We start from the raw sequence: 17,818 nt of genomic DNA on the forward strand, positions 1-17,818 counted from the left end.
AAATAAATCATATGAAGTCATTACCAATCCTTATCAGATTTTATTGTTAAATCGTAGGCTAAAGGCTCTTCAATAATTTTTTTAATCTCTTCTAATTTATTAGTTTTCCCAAGCGCCCACATCAATTTTGCTATGATGGCTTCCGTATTCATATCTCCAGACAATATTACTTGATGTTGCGCCACTTTCCGTCCTACTTCATAGAGAAGTATGTCTTCTCCTTCTTCCAGGCATTGAGTAGTAATCACTACAGCAATCCCCATTTCAGTCAACTCTTGAATTTTCGAAAGCAAGTTCCTTCCTTCAAAAGGTAATCCACCGTTTCCAAAACTTTCAATAATAATCCCTTTATACAAATCTTTTAAACAATCAAATACCTCAGGCTTTGTACCTGGATACAATTTCATAAGAAAAACATCCGTACATAAATTAGTATTTATTGAAAGTTCACTATGTGAGGAAGTTGGCTTCCAATGATATTTCACTTCATCTTCATTTACCTCAGCAACATATGGATAATTCACACTTTCAAATGCATCATAACTTTTTGTTCGCATTTTAACTGCTCTCGTCCCAATAATCACCCTACTATCAAAAACAATAAACACACCGCCAACATCCTCACAGGCAAACCTAAGAGCATCAGCTACATTTTTTTTTGCGTCTGTCTTTTTAAAACTAATAGGTACTTGTGAACCTGTTAAAACAACTGGTTTTCTTAAACCTTGCAGCATATAAGATAACGCAGAAGATGTATAAGCTAACGTATCCGTTCCATGTGTAATCACAAACCCGTCATAGTCATCATAGTGATTAAAAACAGCATTAGCTATTTCTTTCCAGTGCTCAGGTTGCATATTGGTACTATCAATATTCATTAAGATTTTGCAATCTATTTCTAAGTTTCGAGAAGACTTCGAAAAATAATTCAATAATTCCTCAGCGGACAATCCTGGAACAAGCCCCTCATTCCCCTCCACAGATGCAATTGTCCCACCAGTTGCAAGTAATAAAATTTTCTTCATACACAACCCCTCCATAAAATAAACAACGATATAGCGTTCGCGTAATGCGTATTTATATTTATCATTATAGAACTTAATTTGAATTAATCAAGATTTTGTATTCAATACGCGTACTTTTTTTCTATTCTTGATTCTTTTTCTATGTTATAATTAATTTAATAAAATTAGATGGGGTATGAGACGAATGCTGGAACGTTTATCTAAATTAAGAAAAAATCAAAAATGGTCCTTACAAGAGACAGCAGATCGACTTGGGATTGCGAAAAGCACCTATGCCGGGTATGAAAATGGTTATAGATTACCTTCATTACAATCTTTATCAAAAATAGCCGATTTATTTGATACATCTGTAGATTATATATTAGGCCGAATTGAACATTCACATCAAAACAAAGATGTAATTGATATTACAAGACTCCTAAACGATCCAGATCCAACACTTTTAATAGATGGAGAAGCACTGTCAACAGAAGAGATAATAGATTTTATTGCTTTTGTGAGAAGTAAACGAGAACTAAGTTCCAAGAGAATAGAAAATATTGAACCAACATGTAAAAGTTGATTCAATAAAAAACGAAGACACTGTACTCTTTAAACTTAGAAATACTTAGACAATTAATTTGCAAACGGTTTATATAATGAATTCTTAGCAGCTGGCCTCATTCGGGGACTTATACTTGGAAACAATCCCATTGGTTATATGATTCAATTATTTTTCATCATTTGTATAGTGGTAGCAGCTATTTTCGGAGGTTTCACATCCAATAAATCAATTATCATGAAACAAGGATTTCTCGCTATTTTAGCGTTACTTGCCCTTTTATCTGTCATATAGAACTAAAACTTTTCAATAAAGGAACTCACTTTTGAAGAATACGCCATTCTTTCTGTAGATTTATAAGAAAGAATGGCGTTTTTGTATGTCTATTTCTGTATCGAAAGAATTTGAAAGTATAACAGAATTTAAACAAGAATTAGCAAAGTATATAAAATACTATAATCATGAAAGAATCAAGGAAAAATAAAAGGAAATGAATCCAGTATTGTACTAGGCTCATTCCCTAGAGGCTACTTAATAAACCGACCTTTCTAACTTTCGGGGGCACAGTCTAGCTGAAGTGCTACAAGCAACGAATTTACTACTTTAAAGTTAAGTGTTTAACCTTGAAGTACTGAAATTCTTTTTTTCCAGACAAAACATACATTATATCTTGATGCTTTATTGTCCTCTTATAATTATGTGGTATCGGGAATTTGTTTCGTTGTTCTTTTATTATAATTATGATTACTATAAGTGATAAAGCTACAGGTATAAAAACGATTAACAAAGCATCTTACTATTTATGAAATTCTTTGTTAATCGTTTCTCTTCTCCCTAATCTCCTGCGAGACTATATTTTTTTGTTAAATTTTTCCATATCTTATTTGATTTATTCTGTAACACCAGATTGGGTTACTTTTACATCAGCTGTTACACGAAAACGTAAATGTTTATAGGATTCTTCCCATTCTTGACTGTTCCATTTTCTTACGTGAGTTCTACCAAGCTTTCTAAGTCCTATAGGATCTGTGTCTTTTTTAATAAATCTCTTTATCAATGTAGTTGCTTTTTTTTCTATTTCTTTTTCCATAATTTTTTCTAATTTTTTTATTTCTTTAGGATTATCTAGATTTTTTGTTTTTGTAAATTCTTGAATTTCAGCTTTAACTTGAATATGAGCATTTATGAATGGATGCTTACTATTCCCCTCCATCTTATATTTTGTTCTAGCTTTTATATTCTCTATCGTGGCGTAAGTATTTGAGGAACCAGGTAGTTTGAATTGGTATGTACCTTGTTTAAAATTATCTGTCAACAATTTAAATACAAATAAATCTTTAGGGTTTACTTTATCAACCATTTTACATCTTTTAAAAAGTGCTATTCCATCTAACTCCAACACATTACCTTTTTTAGATATTATCGGTAAATATGAATCTCTCGCATCATCATTAAGTTGGTTTAAAAACATAAAAAAATTTGTTTTTGGCTGCGTTCCATTATCCATATTTTGCTCCAGTAAAGAGGATAGATAGGAAGCAATTTCTTTTTCTTCAGAATAATTCCCCTTTAATAGTGATTCCCCTTTTACATTTGTAATTGCTAAATAAATTGCATTTCCTACACTAGGATTTCGGTTCAAAGTCTCTAAAATTTCCTGCATTCCCTTATCAATTATTTTTTCATTAAATATAATAACACGCAATTGCCCCAACTCTAGAGGTCCAGAAGATTTTTCGGATGCTCTTGCAAGAACTTCTCTACCAGTCTGGCCTGATGCTGAATAGATTTTCGTTTCACCTTCCCCGCCTCCTTTATAAGCTGAAATCGCAAAGGTTCCTTTTAGCTTACCTTTTGCTTCGGTATCATATGCCGCAACTTGAACTAAGTCAATGTCATCCACAATTTTCGTTTTAGCACAACCTATTAAGAAGACACTTACTATAAGGAAAAGTATCCATCGCTTCATGTTTATCTCCTTAACTTTATTTTGGCGGTTTGAATTAGCCATAATATAGGTAGGTATACATATATATATACAAAGCCAATTTGACCTGTCCAAGTATTTAATAAGTTAATTTTATTACGGTTATTCAAGAAAAATGATAAAACAAAGATGAACAGGATGATAACTGGCAAAACATATTTTTGCTTTATTCCCAGTGCCTCTTTTATACCACGACTTACTCCCCATAATGTAAAGGAAACATTGGGTAATATAAAAAAAGCCCAAACAGAAACAATAATGTATTCAAACCGCTCTATAAAGGGAAATTGTATAATTTTAATCATGCTTAAATATGCCCATATCGCGCTCGCTAGTTGTTTTTCACTAAAAAACGCAAGAGTTAAAATCATAAGGTATGTGTAGACAATAGTCGTTACTAAATTTGCATAGTGCGCATATTTTTGAGACGTTCTTGCCTTTTTAATAAATGGGTAGTATAACAATAACATTTCAAATCCAAAAAAACTAAACATATTTCCTTTCATTCCTTTCATAATTTCTAGGAATGAATGCTGTGCAATTGGAAATAAATTTTGGAAATCTGCATACTGCAAAGGATAAAAAAATGTGAAGATTAGAATGCTTGGGATAACGATTCCAAAGAAGCCGATTCCAGCAACTACACGAAATCCTCCAGTCACAATGTAATAACATAGACCCAAAAAAGCCCCTGCTATAATCCAAGATGAAATGGAAGGAAACATCCAAACATGTACTACTTCGATATAGGTATGTAGTGTTGTTGCACCTAACAATACAATATAAGATAAAAAAATGAAGTTGAACAATCCACCAATCCATTTTCCAAGTACGTCTTGATTGATTGCAATGATATCTCCATTACCCTGATTTAAAATCTGATATATGATCCAAATCATAAGATTAACAGATATTCCAAAAAGCAGCGTGCTAATCCACGCATCATTTCCAACTAATTTTGCACTAATCCTTTCAAAACCAAGCATACCAACCCCCATCTGTATAGTAATAATTAAAAAAAACACCATATATGGAGAGACTTGATACTCAATTGGGATCTGTTTCATAATGCTCCTCCCTGTTAATTTCAATCATCAAAATCATTTCGTGATTTAATTTTATTTTTCTCTACCTCTTCTGGATTAAAACGAAAACGCTGTTTAGATCTTGAAAAAATAGGACGTCGAAACATCGCTGAGATCGGCAAACGGATAATGCTGTCTTTCCAATCTGTAGGGCGTGTAGGATAAAAAGGAAACAAATAAGGACGTCTTAATGATTCTGTACGTAATAAACGTGCTAAAAGCAAAGAGCTTGTTAAAACAATTCCTAATAAACCCAACAGGTGTGCAGATATTATAAAAGGAAAACGAATTACTCGAATTGTATTACCAATTCGATATATTGGTGCTGTAAATGAGCTAAGAGCTGAAAGTGCAACAATAATAATAAGTACATTACTTGTAAGACTTGCCTCTACAGATGCCTGTCCAATTACAATACCACCTACTATACCGACAGTTAGACCCACTTTAGTTGGTAAACGTGCCCCCGCTTCTCTCAGTAATTCAATCGTTATTTCTAAAAAAAGCGCTTCAATTAATGGAGGAAAAGGTACTTTACTTCTCGATATGATTAACGTTTCAAGAAGTTCTTTTGGAATAAGCTCGTAATGATATGTTAAGATTGCAACATATAATGGAGTCGTTAAGACAGAAAACATAAAAGCAAAAAGCCTTAATAGACGAAAAAAAGAGGCAATAATCCAAGGCATGGTGTAATCTTCTGTGGTAGAAAAAAAGTCAATTAATGTTGTTGGAAGAGTGATTGCATAAGGTGAGCCATCTACAAAAAGTGCAATTTTCCCTTCTGCCAATACAGCTGCTACACGGTCTGGTCGTTCTGTATTCAAAAATTGAGGAAATATAGAATTCGGGTTGTCTGCAATTAACTGCATCAAATACGTGCTATCCAAAACGTGGTCTGTTTTTATTAGACTCACCCTTTTTATAATTTCTTGTAGATTTTGATCATTTACAATTCCCTCAATATATACAATCGCAACGGTTGTGTTAGATAGAGAGCCTACTTTCAATTCCTTCATTTGTAAATAAGGTGTTGGAAGCTTTCTACGTACTAAATTTAAGTTTACATCTAAATCTTCAACAAACGCGATTTGTGGACCCACGATATTGTATTCAATTTCAGCTTTTGTAATATCTCTTTTTTCTTTCTTTGCCACATTGATTAACAAGCCATTTAATTTATCTGTATCGAACTGAATAAGTATATAGCCGTTTAAAATACTATCCTGAATATCTTCCATTTGATTTGTTATTTTTGAATTTTCAAAGGGTAAGACAGACCGAATATCTTGTAATGAATCGAAGCTCTTCTCTTTTATATAAGTTAAAACCTCTTCATGAAATATATTTACATCGATTAAGGTTCTAAAATATGAAATGACTATAGAGGATTTGTTTGAAGCGATCTCCAACGTTATAAAATCTTTAGATTTTTTTAGTAATTGCATTAATTCCTGCAAAGATTTTATAGAGTGAACAGGTACTTTTTCATGTGGTTTCAATTGATAATACCCTTCCTTTCAAAAAGAACCTATATATAGTTTTTAGAAATTTCTATTTTAAAAATGAGGGATATTTATATGTCAATATGCTCCTTAAAAACAATGCCTTTTTAACTAACTTAACCAAAATTAGTTAAAAAATGTATTACAAGTAAAAATTTGAAATGTCTCCAAGAAAAATTACAATATTAAAAACATCCTTTCTTTTGGTTCTAAAGAAAGGATGTTTTTATAACAGGCTTTTTCAAGTGTCTATTCTATAGGGTACATTTACCAGTGTTCTTCTCTTTATTATTTCATTAAGTAACATTGGCATTACATTCTGTATGGTTTCTTAAAAAATTTCAGTAAGAGAATATCTTAATTTTGAAGTGTACAAATAGGGAGAGTGACTTCAACTGTAGTCCCCTTATTCATTTCACTCTTAATAAATATCTTTCCCTGATGTGTTTCAATGATTTTATAACAGATCATTAATCCTAAGCCAATCCCCTCTTCTTTAATACTATAAAAAGGTTCTCCGAGGTATGGTATACGTTCTTTTGGAATCCCACACCCTTGATCGATAAAACGAATGCTTACTTGATTATTATCAAGTATATTTATTTGAATCAGAATTTCCCCTCCCATCGGCATAGATTCAATTGCATTTTTTAATATATTAACAAATACTTGTTTTAATTGATTTCCTTCACATGAAATCAATGGAATACCAGGGTTAAGATCGATTCTAAATTTTATATTATGCATCATTGCTTGAGGTTGTAGTAGCATTAAAACTTGATCCATTAGCACACTAATGTTATTAGGTTGCATTTTTACTACCTGTGGTTTGGCTACCGCCATAAATTCAGTTGTTATGCTCTCTATACGCTCAATCTCTGATGATACTATATTAATATAACCCTGATTATTCTCATTTTCCGTTGATTTTAGTAATTGCATGAACCCTTTCATTGCAGTTAATGGATTATTAATCTCATGAGCCATTACAGTCGCTAATTGTCCTACAACAGCAAGTTTTTCAGATTTTCGTAATAATTCTTCTGTTTTTAGCCGTTCAGTGATATCACGAGAAATACTTAGAAAAACTTTTTTACCATTTAAGTTAAAAACACGAACACTAAACTCAGTTGTTATTACTTTTCCTGTTGGAAAAACATATTCATCTTGCAAAGTGAAGGAAGTTTGTCCTTTTTTAATTTTTTCTAATAACCTTACGATTATTTGAGAATCTTGTGGTACTATATTTGAAAATGATAATGAAAGCAACTCTTCTCTACTATATCCAAATCTTCTACACCCAACAGGGTTTACCTCAATAAATCGACTTGGAGTATTATCTTCATTCAGCTCTACTACATATACCGCATCAGTTGCTTGTTCGATTAGTGCACGGTACTTCATTTCACTATCTCTTAATTGCTGGTGTAATTGATGCCGTTCTCTTTCTGCTTGTTTTCTTTCAGAGATGTCTCTACATATTGCTGATAAAGCTATCACATTTCCTCTTACATCTAGTATAGGAGAAACTGTCAGACTGATATCAAGAAGACTCCCATCGCTCCGTTGTCTAACAGTTTCTAATCTAGTAACCACCGATTCTCCTGTTAGAATTTTCTGAATATTTTCAAGTGATTCTTCCATTAAAAAATCTGGTACACAAGGTAATCTCTTACCTATGATTTCTTGTGATGACCACCCAAATATCTTTTCATAAGCTTTGTTGGCTTGTAAAATATGCCCTTCTCGATCAGAAATGGTAATAGCATCTAGATTGTGCTTTATAAATGATTCCAATAATTCTTTGGTAGCGCTTAATTCTGATTCTACCTTTTTTCTTTCGGTTATATCAACTGTAGAACCAACAACTTCAATAACTTGTCTATTTCGTTTAATCGGCCTAAGCGCAATAAGAATAATAGTTTTATCATTTGGCCAAGGTAATTCAAATATAATTTCTTTTCCTTCCCATGCCTGAAGATAGTACTTCATCAATTGTGGAACTAAATGTGGAGGAACAATAGAAGCATCAATAGTACGTAAGCTTTTTCCTACCACCTGTTCAGAATAAAATCCGTTTTGATAATAAAACTGTCCATCACATAAAGTGTGTATAAAGTGCTTATCCACTTTTTTAAATTTAAAAATTCCTCCTTGAAGCTCATGTACGGTATCTGCAAGTTCTTGCTTCGATTTTTTTAATTCTCGATTCATTTTAGATAAGTCCTGTGTTAAATAATACAATCTCTGGTAGGCTTCCATAAGAAATAGCCCAATTAAAAGTCCTAACGCTATATATAATAGGCCTCCTGTGTAAAGTAATGTAGTATTAAATAATACGCCAACTAACCACTTTATTCCAATAAAAACAGAAAAATATAACGATGCACTTTTAAAAGGATGTAGTTTTTTAAAATAAGTTTTAAAAGTAGAAAATAGAATCCCCATACATAAATAAGCAATCACAGGAGGTTCCCAATACTCTCCAATGTAAAAAATACGCATTAATATTATGCTAATTAGCGTAATCCAACCAGCAATACGACCAAAGTAAATAAAAGATAGAATAAGAGGAACAACTCGAAGATCGTAAGAAAATCCCATGTATGGAAAAGAAAAGAACATTAACGTAACTGCAATAATCCCTCCATAGAGCTTTTCGAAATATCGACTAGAATTAATTGTAAACACTTGAATAAATATTGCTGCGCTAACTAATAAAGAAAAAATAGAAAGGTTGATGAAATAATCTTTAATAATCATGTAATGTCCCTCCTTGCATTAAGTGTATTCGACAAAAAAGCTAAAAATCCTACAAATTGTATAAACAGTTCAAATGCATAAATTTTAAACTAGGATAAAATCTGGAAAAGTAAATAAGGAACACAGCAGATGGGATATTTTAATGAAAAATAGTTCAAAAAAGATAATAGTAACCGTTGACTACTATTATCTTTTTTCTTTAAGTTATCGTAATACGTATGAAACTCTAAGGGACGTGGTATGTCATTTCATCAAACAATGATTATATACTGAGTCATGAATATAGAAATTTCAGCAGTAATTTTTGAAAAATAACATAAAAAACAAAACTATCTTTGAAAATGGAAAAAATCTATATGAATGTCAACTAATCTATGTACAAAAACGTTCACTTAATTTTGCATAAAATCACTCGACTTAGGAAGCTAAGTAGTTCTTCAAGGTCGATAAGAACACCTGTAGATGCTTCAGGATAACTACATAATTGTATGGGTAATGTACTTGAAACCTTTCGGTAAAACCATACACATAATACAACTAACTCCTTGGTTCAATATTTACTTTTTCGCTGAACAAATTCTTTTTCTTGAGCAAAATATTCTAGGATATAAGGAGATTTTTCGATTAACTTGGTGTCTAGTTTATTCTCCAGCTCCAATTACTTCGTTACTTTCAGATTCAGTTCATTATATTTTGTACTTTGTCTTTATACACAACATATTCTTTACCATCCACTACTGCTACTACCGCAAATTCATCATTTGGATTGAATGAAAGCCAATCAGCCCACATGTTAGTATTAGCCCCTCCACTCCACATATTATGAACAGTGTTTTTCGTTAAATTCATAACTTTATAAGACGCATTTGGCGCATTTGTTCCAGTCTTTATTTCAAAAGTGTATGCGTTATGAATTTTTTTATAAAAGTAGAAAACGTTTGATGGACGAAGCTGATTCAAAAAATCCTGTTCTTTTTTCTCTGCAATTTTTATCCCTTCTTGCAAAGTGACAACATCTGTTTTTAATGTTTTCCAACTGTTTTTCGCTGCATTCAAGCTAGGGGTTAAGAATTTATATTTATTTTGATCAGCTTTTTGATCAGCTTTATCAATATGTCCCAGTACACCCGAATATTGAGAATCTAAATCCTCCCATTGCGTAGACATATAAGTAAGAGCAGTGATAGCACTATCAAGCATACTATGCATATCACTAATATTATGAAATGCAACTCCAACTACACGATTCAATGTTATTTTATAATCTACAGTCTGACGCAATTTTGCTAATTCAGGTTCTAGCCAACCTAACTTACCTCTTGCATCACCTATCATTATGCCACCAGCAATCAAGGTTGGAATAAAGGGGATTTTCACCATGTCTAACCCCTTAGATTCTATGTCTTTCTGATATTTTACTTGTCCTAAAAGGTCCTCTAGACGCTTTTGGTCAGCCTCCACATCGGCACCTTGGTTTTTTAAAATCGATTGCAATGTCTCTTTATGACTTCCAAATGTTCTAACATCTTCTCCAATAGCATTTTTTAATTGCATTAATTCTTCTATTAATGCTTTTGCAGACTTTTGATTTTGTTGAATTCCTCCCTGTAAATCTGTAATCCCTTTTTTTAAAGTATCTCCATTTCCAGTATTGATCGCCTCTACTAATGTTTCATAATAATTTTCAAATTTTGTATCGTATTCTATAATGCCTGTCAATGTATCTAAAAGCTGTTTTTTTACTTGTGTATTCCATGTAACAGCATGTGCTCTTGCATTCTTTTGATCTTGTACAATTTTACTAGGTAAATCCGCATTTCCATTAATAGTTATTCCTTCAAAACTCACATCTGGATTATTAATTAGCAAATAAGAATATTCATTCATAGCTTTTGCAAATAAACCAGCATCTTGCAAAGCTTTTTTCATCTGTTCTTCATTTGCTGAAAGAGACATATTTTCAGTGTTCGTTTGTTCAATTTCAATTGCAAAAGTTTCTAGTGGTATGACTGCATAAGTAGTTGTTATAGTTAAAAACGCTGATATAGCGAGTAGTTTATTAGGGATTTTTTTCATCATTTCGTATTCCTCCTATATAAGGTATGGTTTCAAGTTCTAATCTTATTAAAAAGCGATGTCTTTCAAAATGAGTTCTACATCTTTTATCAGTATCGTTTGAACTTTCTTTAGCATCCTTCAAATCATTAAGTATTAAAGAAAATGTATATAATCTACTTCAAATTAACCGATTCTGTTGCAAATTTAAAAAAAGCAATTAAACTACAAGGTTATTTTTTATTCGAATCATACTTATATATAATTGAAAGGCGAAGTCTTTAATGAGACTCCGCCTTTCTGTTATATAAGGATTTATTAATTATTACTTTTCTGTTTAACAGTGTAATCATAGACTTTCCATGTTTTAGTTCACTTTACAACAGAATTAATATTTCCCTATTTTTGTGGAGTAACAGTTTCCACTTTTAATTCCTTTATTCCTTCTTTTAATGTAACAGCATCTGTTCGTAATGTTTTCCAACTGTCTTTCGCTGCATTTAAATTAGGCTTTAAGAATTTAAATTTATTTTGATCGGCTTTTTGAGCTGCATTCTCAATATGCCCTAGAACGCCCGAATATTGAGAATCTAAATCATGCCACTGCGTGGACATATAAGTAAGAGCGTTAATAGCATCATCAAGCGCCTTGTGCATTTCATTAATATTACTGTAAGCAACTCCAACTACACGATTTAAGGTTACTTTATAATCCACGGTCTGACGTAATTCTGCTAATAAAGGCTCTAACTTACCTAAATTATCCCTTGCTACTCCGACTATAATACCGCCAATTATTGGTAGACCCAAAATAGCACCCTTCATTACATTAAACCCATCAGATTCTAATTGTTTATAATAGTTTACTGATCCTAATACTTCTTCTAGACGCTTTTGATCGGCATCAACATCTGCACCTTGATTTTTTAAAATTGACTGCAAGAGCTCTTTATTACTTCCAAAAGCTCTAACATCATGTCCAATAGAGTCTCTTAATTTAGTTAATTCTTCTATTAGTTGTTGTGCATACTTTTGATTTTGTTGAATTTCACCTCGCAAATCTGTAATCCCTTCTTTTAAAGTTTCTCCATCCCCTGTATTAATCGCTTCTACCATTGTTTCATAATAATTGTCAAATGTTGTATCGTATTCAACAATACCATTCAATGTATCTAAAAGCTGTTTTTTTACTTTCGTATCCCAAGTAACAGCATGTGCCCTTGCATTCTTTTGATCTTGTACGATTCTACCAGGTAAATCTACATATCCATTAATGGTAATTCCCTCAAAATTCACATCAGGATTCTTAATTAACATATAAGAATAGGCATTCATAGATTTTGCAAATAATCCAGCCTTTTGCAAGGTCTCTTTCATTCTCACTTCATTTGCAGAAAGAGCCGTATCTCCATTGTTCGTTTGTTCAATTTCACTTGCAAAAGTTGTTACTGGTGAAACTACATTAGCAGTTGTAATAGTTAATAGCGTCGATACAGCGAGTAATTTGTAAGGGATTTTTTTTATCATTTCATTTTCCTCCAATTTAGGTGTTAAATTTCAGTTCTACTCCTGTTTAAAAGCAATATCTTTTGAAATGAATTCTGCATCTTTATGAATATCATTCCAACTTTCTTTAGCGGCTTTTAAATCATCTGGTATTAAAGAGAATTTGTGGTCTTGCATAGAATCGATATTATCCAGTAAATCTGTATAATTTGCGCCCATTGTATTCCATTGCTTTTGAATATTTGTTAGAGACAATATCGCTTGATCTACAGTCTGATATAAATATGCCAATGTTTCTTTCGCGTTAGTAAGCGAAAGAACTGCTTGATTAGCACGATCTGCTTTCATACTTAATTCTCCGATTTTATTAGAAATTTCATTATAGGAGTCCATATGCTTAGATGCTGTGACACCAGCCGCAGTTCCTAGACCGATACCAGCTGCACCAAGAGCCGAGAGTCCACCAACAACAGCCGGTGTTGCTGTACCGCCAGTTACAACAATAACTACCGCTCCTCCAATAGCTGCAATAACTAAAATAGCTGCTCCCAATCCACCACCAATTGACCATGCTAATACATCATCAAAATGTTTTTTCTGAGTAGAACGAAGTTGCTCAATTTCAGCTTGAAGTTGTGGAATCGTTGCCTGTTGACCTGCTAATATTGCAGTTAATCCACCTTTCCCATCTGGACCACCAACATTATTTTTAAAATCTGTAGAATTTTGATATAGTTTCCCTTTGAAGTCTTGTAGCATCTTAATCACATCTGTAACTTCTTTTGAATTTGTATTTATTGTAGTAATTAAATCATTTATACCCTCTTTTAGACCTGCCTTATCTTTCTTTTGTACAGTTTCTACTAATGTGTCGTAATAATTTTGAAATTGTTCATCGTAATTTACAATATTACGAGCAGTTTTTTGAATCTGTGGCTTCGCTGTATCTAACCAGTAATTCGCATTGATTCGTGACAGCTCTTGATTAAGGTGAATATTTTTGAGCAACTCTCCCCCCTCTGAGCCTAAATCGATATTAGATAAATTTACATTTGGTTGCTTAATCATTGTTTTTGCGTATAAATCCATTACTAGAATATGAGACCCTGTTTCAGCTAATGCTTTCTTCAGTCCTTCGGGGCCTAATGCATAATTGCCTACTTTTTGTTCTTGAGCGGTCGTTTCTTGTGCAAATGCATGAATAGTGTTACCGGTAGTAGCAGTTATAACAGTTGCTAATGTAGCTAAAGTTAGTACTTTGAATGGAAATTTTTTCATGACTATTCTCCTTCTTTCGCTAAATGCTTATAATCTTTATGAATTCCGAAAAAAACGAAATATTAAAATTTATATACTTGTTCTTCAAGGTAACTTATTACATTTTTTAATTGTCTTAATGTATCTTTTTGAGACTGCTCGCTAGTTGTATCAACATTAGTAGATAATTTTGTAATGCTATTTTTTATTAGATTTAAATCTTCTTTATAGCGCTTTAGTAGATCAAGTTCTACATCTACTTGATTTGCAAACGTATGCAAATCATTTTGTGTAAGAAGAAGCATTGATTTTTGTAAATCAGCTATTGATAATTTCGTTGTTAAATCATATATTTTTTGATTTTGTTTCTCTAAATCATCTAAATATGCTCGCTGTTCTGCTGTTAATTTATTTACTTCAGCAAAAACGCCAAATGTTTTCTTAATCTTTTCGGTATCAATGACCTTCATCAGGTCATACTCTTGTGTTTTTGCTGCGGCTGCGGCTGCTATTTCACCTTGTTTGCTTTTCTCAATTGCTTCACGAGCTGCTTTTTTTGCTGATTCAATCTCTAGAGCAGTTTTACCTTGTTCTGTCGCTTCTTGCGCCGCTTTTTTCTCCGCTTCTAAAATAGAGTTGTTAATTTCTTTTCCTTTGTTATACGCTGCCACCCCTGCTTGAGCAGCCGGTTCAATAATTTCTTTTGAAAGACTATAAACTTCTTTGAATATAGCAAATCCCTGTTCATTTAAAGCCCCTGGTATTAATGCAATTTGCTGTAAATCATTTTGAATTGCTTTTTTGGTATTTAATATTTCATTTTTTAACTGGTCTATTTTTCCTGTTCCGTCTGTACTTAGTATGCCTTGAGCAGTTGCCACATTGGTATCAAAATCTTTTAATTTTTTATCAAGCTGTAATTTAAGATCTGTTAATTCATTGATTTGCCGTTGCGTATTTTCTTGATTCGTCATAGCCATTTCTTGAAGTACTTCAAGTCTATCCGAAAACCCTTCTCTATCTTCTTTATTGTCTACAAACGATTTTAATGTCGGGTAATAGCTATTAAATTTTGTTACAAATCCTTTACTTTTTGAATTTAATAGAATTAACTGTGGATAGAGTTCCGATGACCATTCCTTCATATCTTGTTTGATTAGGAATTGATTGGTATTTAAAGCTGGGACTTCCTCTAGCTGTACATTAGGACTCATTAAAGATTGATCAATATACGTTTGGATTAATTTAGATTGCGCACCTAATTTTCGTAATGATGAAGAAATATCCATGCCTTCCTGTTGAGTTTCCGCTTGAACGATTGGTGTTGCGAGAGTATTGATAGGAATAGTTGCTCCAGTTACTATGGATGTTATTAAAAATCCTGTCATTATTTTAGTTTTCATTCCGTACACTCCTTTACCATTGTTTTTATAACTTAATTCATATAACTTGTACGACCGCTCTCGTTGTAAACTGGATAAGAAGGAAAAATCTTTCAGATACGTTAATATCGTTGTTTTTTATTTCTAATAGGATGTAAAGATTTTATTTATCTCTCATTTCGATACTCTATTTTTTTAAATATAAATAACAAAAATTTATTAACTATATTTGAATCAGGCACCCTATGAGTAGTAAATTATTAATTCTTTCCTAAAGTTGCGGTTTAACTTACAGAATCGTGAGGATCAATAAACCAATGCTTACAGTTAATCTTGTCATAACATTGTTTAATTTAAATTTAATAATATTACTCTTAGTTTTATCAGCAAACTCCTTACTAGACTACAAAAGATGGAATTATGCTGTACATCGCTTATACTTTTATTGCGGAATAACTTCACTTTTGTTATGCAGAAACTTAGAACACGTTTATTACAAATTTGATTCTTGACCTCTTGTGGATAAATTTACTATTTAGAAAATTATTAACAACATAATGTTACTTACAACTTCACTATAATTCCTATTAGCGTAACCTTCTCCTTTCTGTCTGGTCATACCAGTTATGTTGTTCATTAAAACATTAAATTTTTAATGCGTAAATAGAAAAATTTTGTCGATTAAGCTCGATAATTTACTGTTAAATAAAAATATGCCCCGAAAAAAATTATATAAATATAGTTATTCATAAATTTCATTTCTGTAATTGTAATGATTACAAATTAATGTGTATACGGTTAAAAATAACTATTTTAGCTCAACCAAGAAATTTTATTTTAGAAAAAATACTTATAGAATAATATAATAGGTCTTTTTATACTTTTTTACCTTTATTTAGTTATGTATAATTGCATAAAATGTAGATATATTTAGTAATATATGTTATATTGTTGATTTTTTTACAAAACATTTTAATATCATTATTAACAAATATACAATATGAAGATATTAGTCTATAAACTTATCATCGTTATAAACATAGGTTTTAAATTACAAAAAAGCTGCAAAGCTTACTTGGAACACTTTGCAGCCTTCTGTCTTTTTGTTTTCTTTAGCAAAATAATGGTTAGTGTATTTTCATTTTTTGGGATACTTATACCCATGTTTAAGTCTTTACATTGAAGACAGCAGATAACAAGCTTATATTACTGTATATTTTTCACGGTACTGCCTAGGAGTCATACTAGTGATTTTTTTGAAAACTCTTATAAAATAACTTTGGTCATTAAAGTTAAGCCACGCACAGATATCTGATAACGAATAAGTAGTGAGTGTTAATAATTTTTTTGCTTCTTCCACTCTTTCCCTTTGAATATATTCGCTTAAAGTAATTCCCATTTCTTTTTTAAATAGTTTAGACAGATAAGTAGGCGTAATTTCTAAATGATTAGCAAGTTCATTCAGAGATATTCCATCGTAAACATTTTTATTAATATGTTTTATACATGTAGTAACCGCGTAAGAATACTTTTTTGCATTGTATTCTTTCACACGATCTGCAAAGGTACGTAAAGCGTCCCCTGACAATCGCTTTACAGATTCTACATTATCTAATTGTTCTAGGGTTTGTATATATAAAATACTATGGGCAAAAGCAATATCTGGTGGCAGGTTTCCTTCTATTGCATATCGAGTGGCTAAGGTAATCGCAATAATTCCAAGGTTTTTTTGATTCCTGAGCGGATCCTCTATTAGCATAAGTTCAACATCTTCTTGCGAAACCGCATACATATACTGTATTAACTTTTTTTTATTTCCTTCTTTAATAGTCGAAAAGAAATCATTTACTAATGCCATATTGTGCGTTTTAGGTTTGTTTTGTCGGCGTTTTAAAATATATAAATCCGGTTTCACAATTTTATTAGGAACTTCCTCTAGTACTTTATTTTTTTCCAAGACAATATCTACATCTAACTTTTCATTGAAAATCATGTAATGTAATAAAATTCCCATATCAATTAATGTAGTTTTTTTAATCTCAGATAAACACTGATAATAGGCAAGTCTTTCTTGAATGTTATCATTTGCTTTAAATTCTTTCTGAAATTTTATGATCATATCATCTGAATCTTTTGGATGTATAGTAGGACCGATTATAATAGTCCCTTTAATATCATCATGATTTTCTATATGAATTAGAACAAAATTTTCAAGATAGTTGTTACTTCGGAAAAGTGGCAAGTTAAAGGGATCGTTTTCTTGATAAATATCAGTAAGATGTTCTTCTTTTGAAGAATAAAAAGGACTACAAACATTATCAGATGTAGAATGATATAAAATTTTTCTGTCTGCAGATAAAATATGTACAGGGGCATTAAATGCTTTATGTGCAAGATCACACAAGTGTTGTATATCGATAGAAGTATTCATTACATTCTCCTTTATAGATCTATAAAATATATTCTGTTAGATATAATTCACGACAAATAATACTATAAAATATCAAATTAGTACAATTCACAACAAAATATTACTATATCTTTTTTATAAAAATCATATATTATTTAATTGTAGTTAGCATCTAAATATCAGAGTAGATAAGATAAGTAAAGGAAATAAGCTAAGTTCTTTTCTTAATTCTACAAGATATAATTATTGAACTTGAGAAAACAGTGAAATACTACAAAATACAGTGGTAGTCAATGCGAGGA

Annotated in this window: 11 protein-coding genes and 4 pseudogenes; 3 read left to right on the forward strand and 12 right to left on the reverse strand. The window is 31.6% G+C overall.

What is annotated here, in order from left to right; all coding sequences use genetic code 11:
- Positions 1-20: 20 nt before the first annotated feature.
- Positions 21-1,025 (reverse strand): asparaginase, encoded by a 1,005-nt coding sequence (ansA, locus tag C3Y97_RS15180; protein ID WP_000722302.1) that lies wholly within the window; start codon positions 1,023-1,025, stop codon positions 21-23.
- 184 nt (positions 1,026-1,209) lie between these two features.
- Here ansA and ansR point away from each other — a divergent pair, with 184 nt between their 5' ends.
- The 3 genes and pseudogenes from ansR to C3Y97_RS28475 form a co-directional block, all read left to right on the forward strand.
- The gene (ansR, locus tag C3Y97_RS15185) at positions 1,210-1,587 is read left to right on the forward strand and encodes an HTH-type transcriptional regulator AnsR (protein WP_000893569.1); all 378 of its coding nucleotides are present in this window, start codon (positions 1,210-1,212) and stop codon (positions 1,585-1,587) included.
- Between the two features lie 57 nt (positions 1,588-1,644).
- Positions 1,645-1,860: pseudogene (locus C3Y97_RS15190) on the forward strand (DUF1304 domain-containing protein); the annotation flags it as partial.
- 103 nt (positions 1,861-1,963) lie between these two features.
- Positions 1,964-2,050 (forward strand): annotated as a pseudogene (locus C3Y97_RS28475) (IS3 family transposase); the annotation flags it as partial.
- Between the two features lie 125 nt (positions 2,051-2,175).
- On the opposite strand, the pseudogene C3Y97_RS15200 reads toward C3Y97_RS28475, so the two are convergent.
- The 11 genes and pseudogenes from C3Y97_RS15200 to C3Y97_RS15245 all read right to left on the reverse strand — a co-directional run.
- Positions 2,176-2,308 (reverse strand): annotated as a pseudogene (locus tag C3Y97_RS15200) (excinuclease ABC subunit C); the annotation flags it as partial.
- Between the two features lie 147 nt (positions 2,309-2,455).
- Positions 2,456-3,535, reverse strand: a complete 1,080-nt coding sequence (locus tag C3Y97_RS15205; protein ID WP_000832873.1) for a Ger(x)C family spore germination protein — start codon at positions 3,533-3,535, stop codon at positions 2,456-2,458.
- A gap of 2 nt (positions 3,536-3,537) precedes the next feature.
- Positions 3,538-4,620, reverse strand: coding sequence for a GerAB/ArcD/ProY family transporter (locus tag C3Y97_RS15210; RefSeq protein WP_000809697.1), 1,083 nt, complete (start codon positions 4,618-4,620; stop codon positions 3,538-3,540).
- 20 nt (positions 4,621-4,640) lie between these two features.
- Positions 4,641-6,140: a spore germination protein gene (locus C3Y97_RS15215; RefSeq protein WP_000802295.1), complete on the reverse strand. Its 1,500-nt coding sequence runs from the start codon at positions 6,138-6,140 to the stop codon at positions 4,641-4,643.
- Between the two features lie 360 nt (positions 6,141-6,500).
- The gene (locus tag C3Y97_RS15220) at positions 6,501-8,906 is read right to left on the reverse strand and encodes a PAS domain S-box protein (protein WP_136363499.1); all 2,406 of its coding nucleotides are present in this window, start codon (positions 8,904-8,906) and stop codon (positions 6,501-6,503) included.
- Positions 8,907-9,336: 430 nt separating this feature from the next.
- A pseudogene (locus C3Y97_RS28140) lies at positions 9,337-9,564 on the reverse strand (hypothetical protein); the annotation flags it as partial.
- A gap of 20 nt (positions 9,565-9,584) precedes the next feature.
- Positions 9,585-10,985 carry a hemolysin BL regulatory component HblB gene (hblB, locus tag C3Y97_RS15225; RefSeq protein ID WP_000976152.1) on the reverse strand — a complete coding sequence of 467 codons (1,401 nt, stop codon included), beginning with the start codon at positions 10,983-10,985 and terminating at the stop codon, positions 9,585-9,587.
- A 375-nt stretch (positions 10,986-11,360) separates the two neighbouring features.
- Positions 11,361-12,488 (reverse strand): hemolysin BL binding component B, encoded by a 1,128-nt coding sequence (hblA, locus tag C3Y97_RS15230; RefSeq protein WP_000591977.1) that lies wholly within the window; start codon positions 12,486-12,488, stop codon positions 11,361-11,363.
- Positions 12,489-12,524: 36 nt separating this feature from the next.
- Positions 12,525-13,745 carry a hemolytic enterotoxin HBL lytic component L1 gene (gene hblD, locus C3Y97_RS15235; protein WP_000714435.1) on the reverse strand — a complete coding sequence of 407 codons (1,221 nt, stop codon included), beginning with the start codon at positions 13,743-13,745 and terminating at the stop codon, positions 12,525-12,527.
- A gap of 62 nt (positions 13,746-13,807) precedes the next feature.
- The gene (gene hblC, locus C3Y97_RS15240; protein WP_000850223.1) at positions 13,808-15,127 is read right to left on the reverse strand and encodes a hemolytic enterotoxin HBL lytic component L2; all 1,320 of its coding nucleotides are present in this window, start codon (positions 15,125-15,127) and stop codon (positions 13,808-13,810) included.
- 1,180 nt (positions 15,128-16,307) lie between these two features.
- Entirely contained in the window at positions 16,308-17,537 is a 1,230-nt protein-coding gene (locus tag C3Y97_RS15245; protein ID WP_001097912.1) for a helix-turn-helix domain-containing protein, read from the reverse strand.
- Between the last annotated feature and the right edge of the window lie 281 nt (positions 17,538-17,818).

Source organism: Bacillus sp. DU-106, from assembly GCF_004799705.1.
GTDB lineage: Bacteria > Bacillota > Bacilli > Bacillales > Bacillaceae_G > Bacillus_A > Bacillus_A cereus.

Bases quoted from the DNA above. Each gene is read 5' to 3' on its own strand.
- hblA (WP_000591977.1), bottom strand. From the start codon at position 12,488: ATGATAAAAAAAATCCCTTACAAATTACTCGCTGTATCGACGCTATTA.
- ansA (WP_000722302.1), bottom strand. From the start codon at position 1,025: ATGAAGAAAATTTTATTACTTGCAACTGGTGGGACAATTGCATCTGTG.
- C3Y97_RS15210 (WP_000809697.1), bottom strand. From the start codon at position 4,620: ATGAAACAGATCCCAATTGAGTATCAAGTCTCTCCATATATGGTGTTT.
- ansR (WP_000893569.1), top strand. From the start codon at position 1,210: ATGCTGGAACGTTTATCTAAATTAAGAAAAAATCAAAAATGGTCCTTA.
- C3Y97_RS15205 (WP_000832873.1), bottom strand. From the start codon at position 3,535: ATGAAGCGATGGATACTTTTCCTTATAGTAAGTGTCTTCTTAATAGGT.
- C3Y97_RS15220 (WP_136363499.1), bottom strand. From the start codon at position 8,906: ATGATTATTAAAGATTATTTCATCAACCTTTCTATTTTTTCTTTATTA.
- hblB (WP_000976152.1), bottom strand. From the start codon at position 10,985: ATGATGAAAAAAATCCCTAATAAACTACTCGCTATATCAGCGTTTTTA.
- hblC (WP_000850223.1), bottom strand. From the start codon at position 15,127: ATGAAAACTAAAATAATGACAGGATTTTTAATAACATCCATAGTAACT.
- C3Y97_RS15245 (WP_001097912.1), bottom strand. From the start codon at position 17,537: ATGAATACTTCTATCGATATACAACACTTGTGTGATCTTGCACATAAA.
- hblD (WP_000714435.1), bottom strand. From the start codon at position 13,745: ATGAAAAAATTTCCATTCAAAGTACTAACTTTAGCTACATTAGCAACT.